14 protein-coding genes and 1 pseudogene are annotated in these 15533 nt (G+C 69.1%); 11 read left to right on the top strand and 4 right to left on the bottom strand.

Features of this window, described 5'->3' with window-relative positions:
* The first annotated feature begins 75 nt into the window (after positions 1 to 75).
* From ABZ937_RS16615 to ABZ937_RS16595, 5 genes are all read left to right on the top strand, one after another.
* Complete coding sequence (locus tag ABZ937_RS16615) at positions 76 to 513, top strand: hypothetical protein (protein ID WP_361692129.1); 438 nt, start codon at positions 76 to 78, stop codon at positions 511 to 513.
* Between the two features lie 763 nt (positions 514 to 1276).
* Complete coding sequence (locus ABZ937_RS16610) at positions 1277 to 1495, top strand: hypothetical protein (protein WP_361692126.1); 219 nt, start codon at positions 1277 to 1279, stop codon at positions 1493 to 1495.
* 991 nt (positions 1496 to 2486) lie between these two features.
* Positions 2487 to 3662: a phage major capsid protein gene (locus tag ABZ937_RS16605; RefSeq protein WP_361692123.1), complete on the top strand. Its 1176-nt coding sequence runs from the start codon at positions 2487 to 2489 to the stop codon at positions 3660 to 3662.
* A gap of 167 nt (positions 3663 to 3829) precedes the next feature.
* Positions 3830 to 4288, top strand: coding sequence for an HNH endonuclease signature motif containing protein (locus ABZ937_RS16600; RefSeq protein WP_361692120.1), 459 nt, complete (start codon positions 3830 to 3832; stop codon positions 4286 to 4288).
* A complete protein-coding gene (locus ABZ937_RS16595; protein ID WP_361692117.1) occupies positions 4285 to 4608 on the top strand; it encodes a hypothetical protein in 324 nt (107 codons plus the stop codon). Before ABZ937_RS16600 ends, ABZ937_RS16595 begins: the two co-directional genes overlap by 4 nt.
* A 36-nt stretch (positions 4609 to 4644) precedes the next feature.
* On the opposite strand, the gene ABZ937_RS16590 is transcribed toward ABZ937_RS16595, so the two are convergent.
* A complete protein-coding gene (locus tag ABZ937_RS16590) occupies positions 4645 to 4908 on the bottom strand; it encodes a winged helix-turn-helix domain-containing protein (protein ID WP_361692114.1) in 264 nt (87 codons plus the stop codon).
* A 119-nt stretch (positions 4909 to 5027) separates the two neighbouring features.
* Here ABZ937_RS16590 and ABZ937_RS16585 point away from each other — a divergent pair, with 119 nt between their 5' ends.
* On the top strand, positions 5028 to 5249 hold the full coding sequence (locus tag ABZ937_RS16585) for a hypothetical protein (RefSeq protein WP_361692111.1): 222 nt from the start codon (positions 5028 to 5030) through the stop codon (positions 5247 to 5249).
* 571 nt (positions 5250 to 5820) lie between these two features.
* Here the strand turns inward: ABZ937_RS16585 and ABZ937_RS16580 are convergent.
* Positions 5821 to 6789: a helix-turn-helix domain-containing protein gene (locus ABZ937_RS16580; RefSeq protein ID WP_361692108.1), complete on the bottom strand. Its 969-nt coding sequence runs from the start codon at positions 6787 to 6789 to the stop codon at positions 5821 to 5823.
* A gap of 90 nt (positions 6790 to 6879) precedes the next feature.
* Between ABZ937_RS16580 and ABZ937_RS16575 the strand changes: the two are divergent.
* From ABZ937_RS16575 to ABZ937_RS16555, 5 genes and pseudogenes are all read left to right on the top strand, one after another.
* Positions 6880 to 7185: pseudogene (locus tag ABZ937_RS16575) on the top strand (single-stranded DNA-binding protein); the annotation flags it as partial.
* A 301-nt stretch (positions 7186 to 7486) separates the two neighbouring features.
* The gene (locus ABZ937_RS16570) at positions 7487 to 8875 is read left to right on the top strand and encodes a Cys-Gln thioester bond-forming surface protein (RefSeq protein ID WP_361692321.1); all 1389 of its coding nucleotides are present in this window, start codon (positions 7487 to 7489) and stop codon (positions 8873 to 8875) included.
* Between the two features lie 172 nt (positions 8876 to 9047).
* A complete protein-coding gene (gene ettA / locus ABZ937_RS16565) occupies positions 9048 to 10712 on the top strand; it encodes an energy-dependent translational throttle protein EttA (RefSeq protein ID WP_361692105.1) in 1665 nt (554 codons plus the stop codon).
* Positions 10713 to 10718: 6 nt separating this feature from the next.
* A complete protein-coding gene (locus tag ABZ937_RS16560) occupies positions 10719 to 11135 on the top strand; it encodes a thioesterase family protein (protein WP_361692102.1) in 417 nt (138 codons plus the stop codon).
* On the top strand, positions 11132 to 11809 hold the full coding sequence (locus tag ABZ937_RS16555) for a hypothetical protein (protein ID WP_361692099.1): 678 nt from the start codon (positions 11132 to 11134) through the stop codon (positions 11807 to 11809). Before ABZ937_RS16560 ends, ABZ937_RS16555 begins: the two co-directional genes overlap by 4 nt.
* 28 nt (positions 11810 to 11837) lie before the next feature.
* Here ABZ937_RS16555 and ABZ937_RS16550 read toward each other — a convergent pair whose 3' ends face one another.
* Together ABZ937_RS16550 and ABZ937_RS16545 are read right to left on the bottom strand one after the other, a co-directional pair.
* Entirely contained in the window at positions 11838 to 12788 is a 951-nt protein-coding gene (locus tag ABZ937_RS16550) for an ABC transporter ATP-binding protein (protein ID WP_361692096.1), read from the bottom strand.
* A gap of 20 nt (positions 12789 to 12808) precedes the next feature.
* Positions 12809 to 15532: an FtsX-like permease family protein gene (locus ABZ937_RS16545; protein WP_361692093.1), complete on the bottom strand. Its 2724-nt coding sequence runs from the start codon at positions 15530 to 15532 to the stop codon at positions 12809 to 12811.
* Between the last annotated feature and the right edge of the window lies 1 nt (position 15533).

Here is a 15533-nt window from a genome sequence, read left to right as displayed (position 1 = left end):
AACCAAAACCCGCTACGGCCCCGGAGCCTCCGGGGCCTTTTCTGTTCCCCATCCGTTCTGAACGGGATCTGATCCATGACCATTCTTGCTGAATACGCCGACGCCATCGAAGCGCGCAGAGCGAAGCTCCGGAGGCGAAGCTTCGCCCTGGCCGCCGAGACTGTGCCCCCGACCGGCCAGGCCGCCCTTTGGTATACAGGCGCGATTCAGTGCGTGCCGCGTAGTGGTCAGGCCGTAGCTCGGCAGATAGCGCGTCTGTGCGGGGACGACTCCCAGGTGACCATTCCGTGGCGTTCACTCGCCGATGCTGTCGGCGTCCGGGACCGGGCCGGCAACCTACGCCGTTACACGGAGCGCGGCGTAAGAACCTTGGTCGATGCTGGTTGGCTGGAGGTCGAGACGGTGGGGAGCAAGCGCGGGGCGAAGACGACGTTTCGCCTGCTGCCTGGTGACCGCTCCCCGGAATGGTCGAGTCGGGTCGACGATGAGGATTGGTTCGCCGAGGCGGCCTGAACGGCCCTGCGACTTATGGCCTTAGTAAGAGGGCACCGCCCGCCAGGGCGGATGCCTGGCTGGAACTTATGGCCTTAGTAAGGACTCCCCTTCGGGAGTCCGTTAGCTACTTCGCTTCGCTCCGCAGCTATGCCCTGGCCGACCTAGGCCAGGAGAGTTATGGCCTTAGAAGGGCAGCGGTCGCTGCCCTCTGCTGGTCGCTCCGCTGCGCTCCACTCCCAGCTATTCCCTAGCCGAGGAGACGAAGGCCAGTAGCAGTAAAGCCACGGCTACCGAAGCCGTGGCTGTCGTAGTTCCTTGAATGCCTCGGCTCTCGGACGGCCGAGGCTATCTGTCGACCTGGCCGAAGGAACGTAGGCCAGGCGGACAGCATCACCACTGGCACCGCCGAGGGTGCCCTGAATCCCTTCTGTAAGAGGCTGGCAACGGCGGCCGATCACAGCTCCGCCCAGAGCGGCCGAGGGGCCGCTAGCTGGGACCTGGCTGCCGCAAGGCGTGCAGCCCATGCGATCATGCCGTGCCCATACTGGTAAGGAACGGTGGAGGAATCGTGGGCTTCTATGGGGGTTGGTCTAGTCGGCGTGGCCCGTACGCGGGGTATCGGGTGAGTGCGCCCCGGGGTAGGCGTACTCCGTCGATCGGTTGGACGCCCAGCGACAGGAAGGCGAAGGATGACGCACTTGAGTGGATCGAACTTTGTGTCTACGGAACCGGGGCCGTTTGTGGGGTAACTGGGTTCTTTGTCTTCGCTATCTATACGCTGATGAACTTCACGCTCTCGAACGTTGGCCCTATCGGCTGGGTATTCAACCTCTTCGTCCTGCTCATCGGCGGGTTGATCGGCGCCATCGTCGGACTGATCTCCTCATTCCCTATCTCGATTGTTGCCGTGCCCATCGTCGGCATCGTTCGTCACGTGCGTAAGCGCAAGACGAGACAAACAGCAGCGCCCACGGAAGTAGGCGGTGACGATGACTGGTAGAAAAGACGAAGCCGCGTTAGCCGTTCGGGGCCAGAGACACTCTCTCTGGCCCCTTCTTTATGCCCCGATCTCGGGGAAGGGGGGTTCAAAACTTTTTTGGGCCGCTTCCCCGCACCCGCCGCCTTCCCTCTCTGTGAACGCGCGGGGGTTCGCTTGAACTGGTGGGAACAATGGTGCAGTTCCTCGCAATTTCCCTCACGGATGCTCTCGTATTCCAACGTATCGAGTCATTGGGGGTTGAATGAGGGACATCTATTGCAGCCGCTGTGAGCGGCTTACAGCCGTCTGCCCGGAGGCTCAGGCCGTCGAGGCTGAGCGATGGACTGAGAAGCGCCGTAAGGCGCATGCACGCTGTTTCAGCTTTGGCGGGAGGGCCCGTAAGTCGCTCGGCGGTAGTCGAGAGACTTACCTCCCGCGTTGATCGAGGCCACGATGTGACCAAAACCGGTTCGTAACAGCTCTATATGGAGTGGAAGGTCGAGTCATCGTTTTTCGGTGTCAGTAATCGGCCATCCGGACACCTCTATAGAGGGTGAAGACTTCGGTTCCCTTCGCGGGTGATCGAGGGCGGGTAAGGCACGGGGCGGTGTCGAGCGGTAGCGGCCCGGTTCCATGGCATCTCTCCAATGCTGGCCATGGGCCGGGCCGCTTCGCATATCCCCTGCCGGATACGTCCCGTCATTCCTGGGAGGAGACACACGATGAGTGACACTGTCACTTTGCGATGTTGGACATGTGAGCGTGAGTTCGCTAAGGCCTATGGCCCCGGTCGACCTCCACGGCACTGTTCAGATGACTGCCGCGCCCTAGCGCGGAAGGTTCGACGCCGAGTGAGATACGTCGAACAGGCCGAGCTTCGACGTTCGGCTCATTATCCGCCGTTCCAGGAACGGTAACTAGACCGCCCTTAAGTCCAGGCGCCCCACCCATATCCGGGTGTTGGGCGCCTTTTGCATGGCCGCACCCGGCCCTATCCAAAGAAGGACATTGAATGTCTCAGACCATGTATGAGCGGCAGGCTAAGGCCGCGCTTGAAGAGCGATCGAAGCTTATTGCGGAGCTTCGCACCGTTGAGGCTGATAGCAAGCTGAGTGCGGCCGAGAAGCGTGAGCGATTCGAGCGGATCGACCGTGACGTTAACCGCCTGGAGGCCGAGGCTCGTGACGCTGTTGAGCGTGGCGAGCGTGAGGCCGAGGTTCGCTCTCTGGCCGCGCGTGCGGGGGGTGTCGTCACTCCGCATGGCGGTTCCGACCTTCCTGGCGAGTCTGAGCAGTGGCGATCTCTCCTGCCTTCCGGCAACGAGTTCCGGGCCCTTGTCGCCGAGGGCTCTCCCGGGTCCGGCGGCTACGCGGTGCCCACAGTGACTGCTGACAAGTACGTCGAGCATCTTCGCGCGGCGAGCGTCTTTCTGCGAGTCCCCGGCATCAACGTGCATCGCTTCCAGGGCGGGTCTTTCGTTCTGCCGAACCTGACCAGCTCGACCACTCCGGGCGTCGTTGCCGAGGGTGCGGCCATTCCGGAGAGCACCGCGACCTTCGCAGGGCTTACCTTCGCGCCGGTCAAGTATGCGGACCTTTACCGGGCCTCGAATGAGGTGCTGGATGATGCCGCTTTCGAAATGCGGAACCTGATCAGTGGTGTCATGGTTCGCAACATTGCAACTCAGGTCGACAAGGACGCTTTCCAGGGCACCGGCACGGCTTCCCTTTCCGGCCTGACGAAGGCCGGCATCGGCACCGCCGTAAACCTGACTACGGGCAACACCGTGGTTAAGTGGGACCACATCATCGACGCCTTCTCGGATATCGAGGCGGCGGGTGCGACTCCGGCTGTCATCTGGGCTTCGCCTGACATGGGTAAGGCTCTTCGTAAGGAGCGCGAGAACGGCACGAATGGCGGATACCTGGCTGGCCAGGTTACCGACCCGGTGATTCAGAAGGGTCTCGGCCTTCCGATCTACGTTTCGGCGAACCTTCCCGCTAAGACGGTTATTGTTGCCGATCCGACTCGCATTCACATTGGTGTGCGTTCCGATGTTCGCGTTGCCGTTTCGGAAGACTTCGGTTTCGACAAGGACCTGACGGCCTTCCGTGCGACTTACCGTGTTGCTGGTATTGCGGTCGATACGGCTGCGACTGTTCAGGTCATCAAGGCTTCCGCTTCCTGATGACCTCTAGTTGACGGCCAGGCGGTGAGCCTGGCCGTTTCTCATTCTCCCCGGTTAGCGGTCGGGGATGCCTTCGGAGAAGGCGGGTCGAACAGGTTCGGGAGTGGTTTGGTCAACCACTCCCGTTCCGGCTTCTCTTTTTTTTACCTACTTCAGTCCTGCGGCTTATGACCGAAACCCTCACCCTGCCCAACCCTTACCGTTTCCTTGAAGGGGAATCAGTGAAACCCGTTTTTGACATGGCCGACAAGGCCGCCGTTCTCGCCTATTTGCGTTCCCGTTCTCTGATGTGGCCCGACTCCGAGGGCGGATGTTGGGAATGGATGGCTTGCCGCACCCCTGACGGTTACGGTCAGTTCACCGCTAGCGGGAGGCGGTATTACGTCCATCGGGAAGCCTTTAAGGCTTCCGGGCGTCGAATCCCTGACGGCTGGACTATCGATCACCTTTGCCAGAACAAGGCTTGCTACAACCCCGATCACCTCACCGCGGTAACTCGCGAAGAGAACACCCGAAGGGCGAGAAACGCTTACTGGGTTGCTTTCATGAAAGACAATCGAGCGGCTTTGAACGTTGCCCGGAAGCTCGGCGGTTCCGTCTTCGAGCCTGTCGGGGCCGGCCAGTGACTGACGAAGAATTTCGACGTTTCCTGATCGAGGACATGTGCCGTCTCGAAGAGGAAACGGGGTGTTGGGTTTGGGACGGGAGTTTGGGGCGCAGCGGCTATCCGACTTGGTTTGCGGGCCGGCGCGGGGCGATCAATGTGCGGCAGTGGCTTTGGGGCCCGTTCGAAGAGAACAAGCCTGAGCCGATAAAGGCGATCGAGGGCGGCACGCTGGAGGCTTACCCGATCTATTTCAACACGCGCGAGTGTCAGAACTGGCGACGCTGCGTCAACCGTGATCACATGCGTATTCAACGCTGGAACCGTCGGCACGTCGTTTAGTACCGGCCAAGGGCACGGCTTCGGCCGTGCCCCACCTTATTCGCTCTCGGTTTGCTCAGGCGGCGAAGCGATGAACGTTCCCTTCGCGGGGAGCGTTACCGCGAGCCCGCGTTCCCGCAACTCCTGTACGGCTCTCCGCGCCGTGCCAATGGCTACGCCGTACTGCTCGGCCAGGGCCCGTTCACCGGGCAAGCGTGCTCCAGGCCGAAGCTTCCCCGCCGCGATTTCAGCCGCGATGTGGTCGGCCACTTGCCGATAGACGTACTCGGCGGCTTCCGGGTTCACGGGCGTCTCTGCCATGAACCGAAGCTAGGTCGGTACGTAGCACCCCGCAGCTTGCGGTAGCGGCAGAGAGCGGCATGGAGCAGCGTGTAGCGGTATGGTGCAGTCACGTTGGCGAGCATCGAAGAGGGGGCTGCATGCGGGCCGAAAAGATCAGCGACGCGGACATGAAGGCGTACGAGAAGGGCCGCCAGGCCGCCGAGCGGCTGAAGGCCGCTCTCACCGCTCACGGAATCGTCCTGCCGTCCCTCGGAGGCGGATGGATTGTCAGCGGAACGGCCATGGTCGAGCTAGGGGGGTGCCGCGCGGACGTGGCCGAGGCCCTGGCCGAAGTGCTCGAAGGGAAGGCCGCGAAGTGAGTCCGCGGTCGACCTTCCGATACGTCGAGTACTCCACGCGCCAGGACCCCACCGGGGAACTGACGTGGACCGCGAAGTGTGTCAGCGGCGACGAGGAAGACTGTGGAGCCTTCTCGGGGCCGATGGTGGGAGACAAGCCCGTCGTCCGTTGGATGAGCAACCACACGGCCGCCACGGGACACAACCGGTATCAGCGCACCTTCACCGACTACGCCACGACCGAGCCGAAGGGCTAGAAGGCCGCTAGGAACGACGAAAGCCCCCCGGACACCCAAGGGTGCCGGGGGGTTTCGTCTTAGCCCATGTGAGGCAGGGCGTGTAAACGCTGTGTCGAGCGGCGTTACGGCGTCCTACGTCGCGTGTGACCAGTCGCCACAACGGTCGTGCCGGGCTGAAGCTTCAGCCAGTCGGCGTAAAGGTTGAGGGCGCGGGCGACGGCTTCCGTCGTCGTCTCAGCGTCCGTCACACGCATGATGTGAGACAGGGCGGCATCTATGGCGGGCGTCTTACGGACAGACAGGGTGCGGCTCACGGCGCAGCTCTCCTTGGGGTTCGGTAGGCAGGGGTGAGGTCAGGCCGTGGCGAAGCCGCGACGAGAGCCCTTTACGGCCCCGGCGGCTCGACGCTGCCGAATCTGCTCGATGAGAGAGGCCGCTTCACTGGCCATGCCGACCGAGGGCCGCTCGCCCTCGGTGACGCAATCGACGCCCGCGCACTGGCCGCAGATGCCCTGAGACTGGCCGAGGGGCAGAGGACGGCCACACTCGCCGCATTCGGCCCGTACAGCGACGGCAGGGGCGGCAGGGTCGACCGCGCGGCGGGGGGCAGGCATCTTCCGTTCGAGACGGTTCGTCAGGAAGCGCGCGGGGGCGATCACAGAGGCCGGCAAACCCGAAACGAGTGCGTTCCGAAGCTCCAACTCGGACACGCCACGGCGAAGCCATTCAGCGGCCAGGGGAGCGATCTTCAGAACCTCGGCGGCCCCGAGGCTGAGCTTCGGCTCGACGGCCCCCAGACGTCCGAGGACGGCCGCAGCTCGGCCGACTTCCGGAGACGCCTCTTCCTGCTGCTGCGAAGCTTCCTCCCGCCCGCCCTCGGCGGCCGAGTCGACGGAGGACGAAGCCGGGGCAGGGGTAGGGGAGGGTTCTTCACCGGGGTTCTTAACTCCCGTAGGGAGCGTTCCCGTCTCACCACCGCCAGGGCAACCGGTTCCCGACGAGGGGGGAAGCGGGGAGGCGGCGTCCTGGGGCACGTCGAACACGAAGGTCTCGGTACGCACCCGACCCGTCTCGGCGTCCCGCCAGGTGCGGCGCACGTAGTAGCCGTGCTCGATCAGTTCGTCTACGGCCTTAGAGACGCCACGGCGGCCGAGGCCGGGGTTCCGGTCGGCCAGGGTGCGCACGTCTTCCCGCGCACCGTCAGGGAGGCTCAGGAGGTACGCGAGGATGCCCCGGGCCGAGAAGCTGAGTCGGCGGTCACGCAGGACAGTGTTCGGGAGAACGGCGAAGCCGCTCGTGTGCTGGGTACGATGAATCCGCACTGAAGGCCCCTAAGCCTCTTCGGTGTCGGACCCTCGGACGTTGGCGCGTCGCGGGGGTCACTAGTTCTTTGTGGCTAACCCGTTCGGCGTAACCGCCAGCTCGCGGTCAACGTGGCCGCGTGCGTGGAGGTGGGCCAGCCGGTCGTCGTCCAGGGCCGGCTGAAGGTGCGCACGGAAGTGCGGGAGGGCCAGCAGCAGTGGGCCTCCGCCGACATCGACGCCGTGGCGATCGGCCATGACCTGTCGCGCGGTACGGCGCTCTTCCAGCGCGCGGCGAAACCGGAGGGACCACCGACGGCGGCCCGCCCGGAGCCGAACTGGGAGACACCGCGCCCGGCGGACCCGCAGGACGGCCGTACACCGCAACAGGAGCAGGACGCCGTGGCGGTGACATGACGTCAGCCGTGTGCCGCCGGCGCCCGTCGCCGCTGTGACGTGAGGCCGTGCAAACCGGTGGATTTGTCGATAGGAGCAGCTCACGGGCGGTCCCGGCGATAACGATTGCGGATCGGATCGGCCATCGGATGATCGGACCGGCGGGTGAGGCTCCGGCAGATCCATAGGATGCCGGGCGTGCCCCTAGGGGCTGCCGATTCTGCTGGTGGGACCGTCCCCCACGTCCAACGGGTCCTGCTCGAAGGGGAATTCTGTGCTTGCTGCGTTCTCTGGGTTCCGCCGGTCCACCGGAACGGGCCGCCTGGCCGCCGTCGCCACGGTGTCCGGCCTCGTGGCGGCCGGCGTGCTGTCCGGCGCGGGTACGGCCGTGGCCGAGGGGATACCGCAGACCGAGGGCGGGGCGACGGCCACGATCAACGGTCTGAAGACCTACGGCGAGGCCGTGATCCACGGGGACGGCGGCGACCAGCAGGTGGCCGCGGGCCTGTTCGAGATGTCCGTGGACGGCGGCGGCACCCTGCAGACGTACTGCGTCGACCTGCACAACCCGACCCAGCGGGACGCCAGATACCAGGAGACGTCCTGGAGCGGCACCTCGCTGGGCACCAACAAGGACGCGGGCCGGATCCACTGGATCCTGCAGAACTCCTACCCCCAGGTCAACGATCTCGCCGCGCTCGCGCGGAAGGCGGGGACGAGAGGGCTGACCGAGCAGGACGCGGCGGCCGGCACCCAGGTGGCGATCTGGCGCTACTCCGACGGTGCCGAGGTCGACGCCGTCGACCCGCAGGCCGAGAAGCTCGCCGACTACCTGGAGAAGAGCGCCCGCAGCGTCGCCGAGCCGCGGCCCTCGCTCACCCTGGACCCGCCCGCGGTCTCCGGCCGGCCGGGCGGCCTGCTCGGACCGGTGACCGTGCACACCAACGCGGGCGCGGTCACCGTGAGCCCGCCGGCGGACGCGGCCACCAGCGGAGTGCGGATCGTCGACAAGACCGGCAAGGTGATCACCTCGGCGAAGGACGGCAGCGAGCTGTACTTCGACGTTCCCGGGGACGAGGCCGGGGGCGCCGCCCACGCCGTCGCCGGCGGGGAAGGCACGGCAGAGCTGACCGTGCAGGCGTCGACGACCGTGCCGGTGGGCCGGGCCTTCGCCGCCGAGAGCCGCAGCCAGACGCAGATCCTGGCCGGCTCCAGCGAGTCCACGGTCGCCGCGACCGCGACGGCGGCCTGGGCGGCCCAGGGCGCCGTACCGGCGGTCTCGGCCCGCGAGAACTGCGCCAAGAGCGGTGTGGACATCACCGCGGCCAACAAGGGCGACCGGCCGTTCACCTTCGGGCTGATGGGCGCCGAGCACACGATCCCGGCGGGCGCGACCCGCACGGTGACCGTGCCGCTCCAGGAGGACCAGGCCTACGACTTCACGATCACCGGCCCGCACGGCTTCAGCCGCCGCTTCACCGGCGTCCTGGACTGCCGGACCCAGGGCGCGATCACCACGGAGACAGCCCGGCTCCGCAACGAGCCCAGCCCCGCCACGGTGGGCGGCACCCCCGTGGACAGCACCGACCTGGCCGCGACCGGCGGGTCCGCGATCACCCCGATGATCGCGGGGGTGGCCATCGGCCTGGTCGTGATCGGCGGCGCGGTCCTGGTCGTCCTGCGCAGGAAGGAGACGCGGACGGGCGACTGACGGGGCCCGAAAGCGTCCACCGCCGCCGACCGGCGGCGCCGCACCCCCACCCACAGCGGGGAAACCCCAGGTCAGAGCCCCGCAACCATACTGGTTTCCGTCAGAGGCTGGCGGTCAGGCAAGATGGGGTGTATCTGCCCACTGCCAGATTCAAGCTGCCGGACGGTTTCTCTTGGCTGAGTACATCTACACCATGCGCAAGGCGCGCAAAGCGCACGGCGACAAGGTGATCCTCGACGACGTCACCCTGAGCTTCCTGCCCGGGGCGAAGATCGGCGTCGTCGGGCCGAACGGCGCCGGTAAGTCGACCGTCCTGCAGATCATGGCGGGACTGCAGCAGCCGTCGAACGGTGACGCGTTCCTGTCGCCGGGCTACAGCGTGGGCATCCTGCTGCAGGAGCCCCCGCTGAACGAGGAGAAGACCGTCCTGGAGAACGTCCAGGAGGGTGTCGCCGAGGTCAAGGGCAAGCTCGACCGGTTCAACGAGATCGCCGAGCTGATGGCCACGGACTACTCCGACGCGCTGCTCGACGAGATGGGCAAGCTCCAGGAGGAGCTGGACCACGCCAACGCCTGGGACCTCGACGCCCAGCTGGAGCAGGCCATGGACGCGCTCGGGTGCCCCCCGGGCGACTGGCCCGTCACCAACCTCTCCGGTGGTGAGAAGCGCCGCGTCGCGCTCTGCAAGCTGCTGCTGGAGGCCCCCGACCTGCTGCTCCTCGACGAGCCCACCAACCACCTCGACGCCGAGTCGGTGAACTGGCTGGAGCAGCACCTGGCCAAGTACCCGGGCACCGTCGTGGCCATCACCCACGACCGGTACTTCCTGGACAACGTGGCCCAGTGGATCCTCGAGCTGGACCGCGGCCGCGCCTACCCGTACGAGGGCAACTACTCCACGTACCTGGAGACCAAGGCCACCCGTCTCAAGGTCGAGGGCCAGAAGGACGCCAAGCGGCAGAAGCGGCTCAAGGAAGAGCTGGAGTGGGTCCGCTCCAACGCCAAGGGGCGGCAGGCCAAGTCCAAGGCCCGTCTCGCGCGGTACGAGGAGATGGCCGCCGAGGCCGAGAAGATGCGGAAGCTGGACTTCGAGGAGATCCAGATCCCGCCGGGCCCGCGCCTGGGCAACGTGGTCGTCGAGGTCGACAAGCTGAACAAGGCCTTCGGCGAGAAGGTCCTCGTCGACGGGCTGAGCTTCACGCTGCCGCGCAACGGCATCGTCGGCGTCATCGGCCCGAACGGCGCCGGCAAGACCACGCTGTTCAAGATGATCCAGGGCCTGGAGACCCCGGACGCCGGCGACATCAAGGTCGGCGAGACCGTCAAGATCTCCTACGTCGACCAGAGCCGCGAGAACATCGACCCGAAGAAGACGCTGTGGGAGGTCGTGTCCGACGGGCTCGACTACATCAACGTCGGTCAGGTCGAGATGCCGTCGCGTGCGTACGTGTCCGCGTTCGGCTTCAAGGGGCCGGACCAGCAGAAGCCGGCCGGTGTCCTCTCCGGTGGTGAGCGCAACCGCCTCAACCTGGCGCTGACCCTGAAGCAGGGCGGCAACCTGCTGCTCCTCGACGAGCCCACCAACGACCTCGACGTCGAGACGCTGTCCAGCCTGGAGAACGCCCTGCTGGACTTCCCCGGCTGCGCCGTCGTCGTCTCCCACGACCGGTGGTTCCTGGACCGGGTCGCGACGCACATCCTCGCCTACGAGGGTGAGTCGAAGTGGTTCTGGTTCGAGGGCAACTTCGAGTCGTACGAGAAGAACAAGATCGAGCGGCTCGGCCCGGACGCCGCGCGTCCGCACCGCGCCACCTACAAGAAGCTGACCCGGGGCTGATCGGTCTTGCGCCACATCTACCGCTGCCCGCTGCGCTGGGCGGACATGGACGCGTACGGCCACGTCAACAACGTGGTGTTCCTCCGCTACCTGGAGGAAGCCCGGATCGACTTCCTGTTCCGCCCGGACAAGGACTTCAAGCAGGGGTCCGTGGTGGCGCGCCACGAGATCGACTACAAGCGGCAGCTCGTCCACCGGCACCACCCGGTGGACATCGAGCTGTGGGTCACCGAGATCAGGGCCGCGTCCTTCACCCTCGCCTACGAGGTGAAGGACGACGATCTCGTGTACGTCCAGGCGTCGACGGTCATCGTCCCGTTCGACTTCGAGTCCCAGCGTCCGCGGCGCATCACCGCGGAGGAGCGCGAGTTCCTGCAGGAGTACCAGGACGCGGCCGACGGCGAGGAGGCCGTCGCCGCATGACGGTGCTGCACCTGGCCGACGAGAGGGAGGCGGCCGACCTCGCCGCCTTCCTGTCCCGGCTGCTCCACTACGACCGTGGGGCCGCGGTGCGGCTGCAGGCGGCCGGCACCGCCCTCGCCGTCTTCGGCCGGCCGCCGTCCTTCGAGGTCCTGGCGGTGCGCGCGGTACGGCTCGCGAAGCCGTACGAGGACGGCCTCGACGCCACCCTCGACGTGACCGTCTCCGCCGGCGAGTTCCTGGAGTCCGTGGACGAGCGGGCCGCCACCGCCGCCGTCCCCGGCGCGGTCACCGGCCCGCCGTGGGCCGGAGTGCTGCCGCCGCGCGCCGGCTGGCAGCCCGAGCCCGCACTGCCCGCGCCGGACGCGCTGCGCGCCACGGTCGCCGCCGCGGTGACCGAATTCCGGTCCCGCACCGAGGAACTGGCGCCCGAGGGGCGTACCCGCGCCGAGCTGGACCGGATCGGGCGGGACATCTGGTCCCGGCGGATCGGGAGCACCCGGCTGCCGGTACGGGCCGTGCACGCGGCCCAGTCCCTGGGTTTCCTGCGGCCGGGCACCGGACCGGGGGACATCGGGCTCTTCTCCTCCGGGCCCTGGCTGCGGCTGCGTACGCCGTACGGCTCGGTGCTCGTGCGCCCGGCAGGCCTCGGGTCCTTCGGGATCAGCGTGCGCTGAACCTGCTCGACACCTCTTCGACGGGGATTCACCGCGTGTCGTCCGGCCACACTCCGATGTGGTCGGGCTCCAGTTCCAGGGCCACGCGGTCGCGCATGTCCAGGGCGCGGAGGTAGTCGGCGGGCAGCTGGAGGCGGCCCGCGCGGTCGAGCATCGCGTACTCGCGGGCGACGACCGTCTCATGGCCGGTCGCCGCGTCGATCTCGCTGCGGCGCAGCACCTCGGTGGAGGTGCGGCCGTCACGGATCGCCACCGTACGGCGGACCTCGCTCGCCACCGCCTGGTCGTGGGTGACGATGACGATCGTGGTGCCGAGGGTCTCGTTGGCCGTGCGGAACGCGTCGAAGATCTGCGTGGCCGTGTGGGAGTCGAGTTCGCCGGTGGGTTCGTCGGCGAGCAGCACCGCGGGGCCGTTCGCGAGGGCCACGGCGATCGCGACGCGCTGCTGCTGGCCGCCGGACATCTGCTGCGGGCGGCGGTCGCGGCAGTCGGCCACCTGAAGCAGCTCCAGGAGTTCCAGGACCCGTTCGGTGCGGGCGCGACGGCCCTTGCGGGTGCCGGAGAGCTGGAGGGGGAGGGCGACGTTCTGGGCCGCGGTGAGGTAGGGCAGGAGGTTGCGGGCGGTCTGCTGCCAGACGAAGCCGACGACCTCGCGGCGGTAGGCGAGGCGGTCGGCGGCCGTCATGGTGAGCAGGTCGCGGCCGGCGACGCGGGCCGCGCCGGCGGTGGGGGTGTCCAGGCCGGCGAGGATGTTCATGAGCGTGGACTTGCCGCTGCCGGACGCGCCGACCAGGGCCATCAGCTCGCCCTCGCGGACGAGGAGGTCGAGGCCCTGGAGCGCCTGGACCTCGACACCGTCCGTGGTGAAGATCCGGACGAGGCGGTCGCAGGTGATGAGCGCGTCGTGGCCGTAGGCCGGGGCGTCCTTGGCCCTGGTGACACGGTTCGCCAGCTCGGTGAGGCTCGGGTCGGTCGTCATGGGGTCTCCTTCAGGGGCGCTCATCGGCCGTCCCCCGCCCGCAGCTCGGTCACCGACCCGCGCCTCCCCGTCCACCACGCCTGCAAGGCGGCGACCGTCAGGGACACCAGGAGGACCAGGAGCGCGGGGACGGTGAGGGACCAGGCGTCGGGGCGCAGCTCGGCCGCGGCCAGCGAGGCCTGGGCCGACGGGAGGGCGATGGCCGTGAGGTCGACGCCCGGGGAGAGCAGGCGGATCGCGGACCAGCCGGTCAGGGTCCCGCCGAGCGCGGCCAGCAGGGACTGGGGGAGGGACTCCAGGACCAGCAGGCGGCGGCCCTGCGCGCGCGTGAGGCCCATCGTGCGGAGACGGGCCAGCAGCGCGGCCCGCTCCGGGGCCGCCCGGAGCAGCGCGAGCAGCAGGGCGAGGACGGCGAAGCCGGCGCCCGCGGCGACCGCCGCCGTGTAGACGTGCTCGGCACCGGACTGGAGGGGCGAGTCCGCGTACCCGGCGCGTTCGTCGGCCCGGATCCGGATGGCGGCCGGACCGCCGAGGGCCCGGCGCAGTGTGCCCGCGTCCAGGTGCTCGCCCGTCAGCAGCAGGGCCGTGGGGCGGGCGGCCGAGCCGGGCAGGGCCGCCCTGTCCACCAGCAGGAAGTCGGGACCGGAGACGGCCGGGGTGCGGTCGCGGACCAGGGCGATGCGCACGGTGATCGCGCTGCCGTCCTCCAGCCGCACCAGGAAGGGCCGCCGGGTGCCGTACGCGGAGGCGACGGAGGGTGAGGCGACGGCGCGGAGGGTGCCGGAGCGGCCCGTCAGGGAGCCGGCCGGGAAGGCGCCCAGACCGGTGTGGGCGGTCAGGCCGGCGTAGCTGCGCGGGTCGACGCCCACCAGCGGTACCGAGTCCTGACCGTCCTCCGGCTTCGCCTGGTAGGAGATGCCGACGGGGGCCACCGCGCGGACCCCGGGGAGCGCGCGGACCCGGTCCGGGGCCGCCGCCGGCAGCGGGGCGCCCGCGTCGGCGCGGGCGTCGGCGCCGACGGTGAGCAGGGCCGCCCGGTCCCGGGCCTCGGCCACGCCCGCCAGCACCGATCCGCCGAACGCCGCCGTGGTCAGCGCGGTCAGCAGGGCGAGGAGCGGGAGCACCGCGGAGGTCTGGGCGCGGCCCGCGCGGGCCAGGGAGAGATGGCTGACCGCGCCGCGCAGGCGCCCGGCCGGGCCGGACAGGCGGCGCAGCAGCGGCGGGTAGAGCCGGAGCAGCAGCAGCGCGGCGATGACACCGACCAGGACCGGGGCCACCGCCACCAGCTGGTCTCCGGTGGTGCCGCGCCGGCGCAGGGTGGCCACCGCGCCGGCGGCCAGCACCAGCAGGGTCAGCTCGGCGACCGCGCGGCGCCGGGAGGACCGTACCGAGGCGAGGTCCTCGCGCGGGGCCGTCAGTCGTACCGTGCGGTGGGCGAGGGCGGCGCGCAGCGGGAGGGCGGCGCAGGCGGTGAGGGTGGTGGCCAGCGCGGCGGCGACGGCGGGGGCGAGGCGGCCGGCGGGGACCGCGAGCAGGGCCACGGCCAGGCCGAGCGCGCCCGCCGGTACGGCGACCACGGCGGTCTCGGCGAGCAGCCGCCCGGCGAGACCGGGCAGGGAGGCGCCGCGGGCGCGCAGCAGGGCGAGTTCGCCGCGGCGCCGGTCGGCGGCCAGACCGCCCGTCATGAGCAGGACGACGGCGACGACCGTGGCGGTGCCCGCGGCGGCGACGGCGACCAGCGGGGCGATGCCGGAGCGCAGCCGGGAGAAGGCGGCGAGGGTGTCGTCCAGGGCGGTGCTGGTCTCGGCGCCGTCGTCGGTGCGGGCGCGGGCGCGCTGCAGGGCGGGACCGGACTCCAGGGAGGCGACGGCCGCCTTCAGCCGGTCCAGGTCGTGGGCGTGCAGGCCGCGCAGGTCGGGCGCCAGATGCCAGTAGCGGGCCGGGTTGGTGCTGGTGCCGAGCAGGGCGGGGCCCGCCTCCGGGGCCAGCAGCAGCGCGCCGAGCCAGTACTTGTCCGGGTCCGGTCCCGGGGTGGGCAGGGTCACCAGGTTCGGGGTGCGCAGCAGCGGGACGGTGGACCAGTAGGCGCCGTCGGGGTCGCGCGGGACGAGGATGCCGGTGACCCGGACGGCGAGCGGGGCACGGCCGGGTGCGGGCACGTGGAGGACCGAGCCGACCTCGATGTTCAGGCTCTTGGCGGTGGCGGCGGTCACGGCGGCCTCCACCTCGGCGGTCGTCCCGTCCACCGGGCGGGCGGCGCGCGGCAGCCGCCCGGTGCGCACGCGCGCGTGCTCGGCGAGACCGCTCTGCGCGGCCAGCGACATACGGGCGGGCAGCCCGGTCGGCCGGGGCAGCCAGGGGTCGGGCACCTCCGGGCTGACGGTGCTGCCGACGCCGTACGCGGACTGGGCGCGGTCGACGGTCAGCGGGCCGCCGACGGTGCCGAGCACCTTCTCGTACTGCCGTTTCAGCACGCCGGGGCGCACCGCCGCGGCGCGCCGCCCGGGAGGCAGGCCGAGGTCGGGCTGGGGCGCCGACACCCGTACGGTGGTGTGGTCCGGCCGGGCCTGCCGCAGTGCCCGCTGGAGCCCCGCGTCCTCGTACCGGTCCACCGCCCGCGGGAAGGCACCCGCCAGACACGCGGTCAGCGCGACGAGCAGCGCGAGCGCGAGCGCGGCACCGGGCGCGGCCCGCAGCCGCGTCCGCACCCAGGGCGCCACCGCGCGCACCACCGGACGGCTCATC

The organism is Streptomyces sp. NPDC046727 (genome assembly GCF_040645635.1).
Classification (GTDB): domain Bacteria; phylum Actinomycetota; class Actinomycetes; order Streptomycetales; family Streptomycetaceae; genus Streptomyces.
This window is presented reverse-complemented; position numbering and strand designations above follow the sequence as displayed.

What these genes read in the sequence shown, in the direction of transcription:
- ABZ937_RS16615 (WP_361692129.1), top strand. Translation starts at nt 76, where the DNA reads ATGACCATTCTTGCTGAATACGCCGACGCCATCGAAGCGCGCAGAGCG.
- ABZ937_RS16610 (WP_361692126.1), top strand. Translation starts at nt 1,277, where the DNA reads ATGAACTTCACGCTCTCGAACGTTGGCCCTATCGGCTGGGTATTCAAC.
- ABZ937_RS16605 (WP_361692123.1), top strand. Translation starts at nt 2,487, where the DNA reads ATGTCTCAGACCATGTATGAGCGGCAGGCTAAGGCCGCGCTTGAAGAG.
- ABZ937_RS16600 (WP_361692120.1), top strand. Translation starts at nt 3,830, where the DNA reads ATGACCGAAACCCTCACCCTGCCCAACCCTTACCGTTTCCTTGAAGGG.
- ABZ937_RS16590 (WP_361692114.1), bottom strand. Translation starts at nt 4,908, where the DNA reads ATGGCAGAGACGCCCGTGAACCCGGAAGCCGCCGAGTACGTCTATCGG.
- ABZ937_RS16585 (WP_361692111.1), top strand. Translation starts at nt 5,028, where the DNA reads ATGCGGGCCGAAAAGATCAGCGACGCGGACATGAAGGCGTACGAGAAG.
- ABZ937_RS16555 (WP_361692099.1), top strand. Translation starts at nt 11,132, where the DNA reads ATGACGGTGCTGCACCTGGCCGACGAGAGGGAGGCGGCCGACCTCGCC.
- ABZ937_RS16550 (WP_361692096.1), bottom strand. Translation starts at nt 12,788, where the DNA reads ATGACGACCGACCCGAGCCTCACCGAGCTGGCGAACCGTGTCACCAGG.
- ABZ937_RS16545 (WP_361692093.1), bottom strand. Translation starts at nt 15,532, where the DNA reads ATGAGCCGTCCGGTGGTGCGCGCGGTGGCGCCCTGGGTGCGGACGCGG.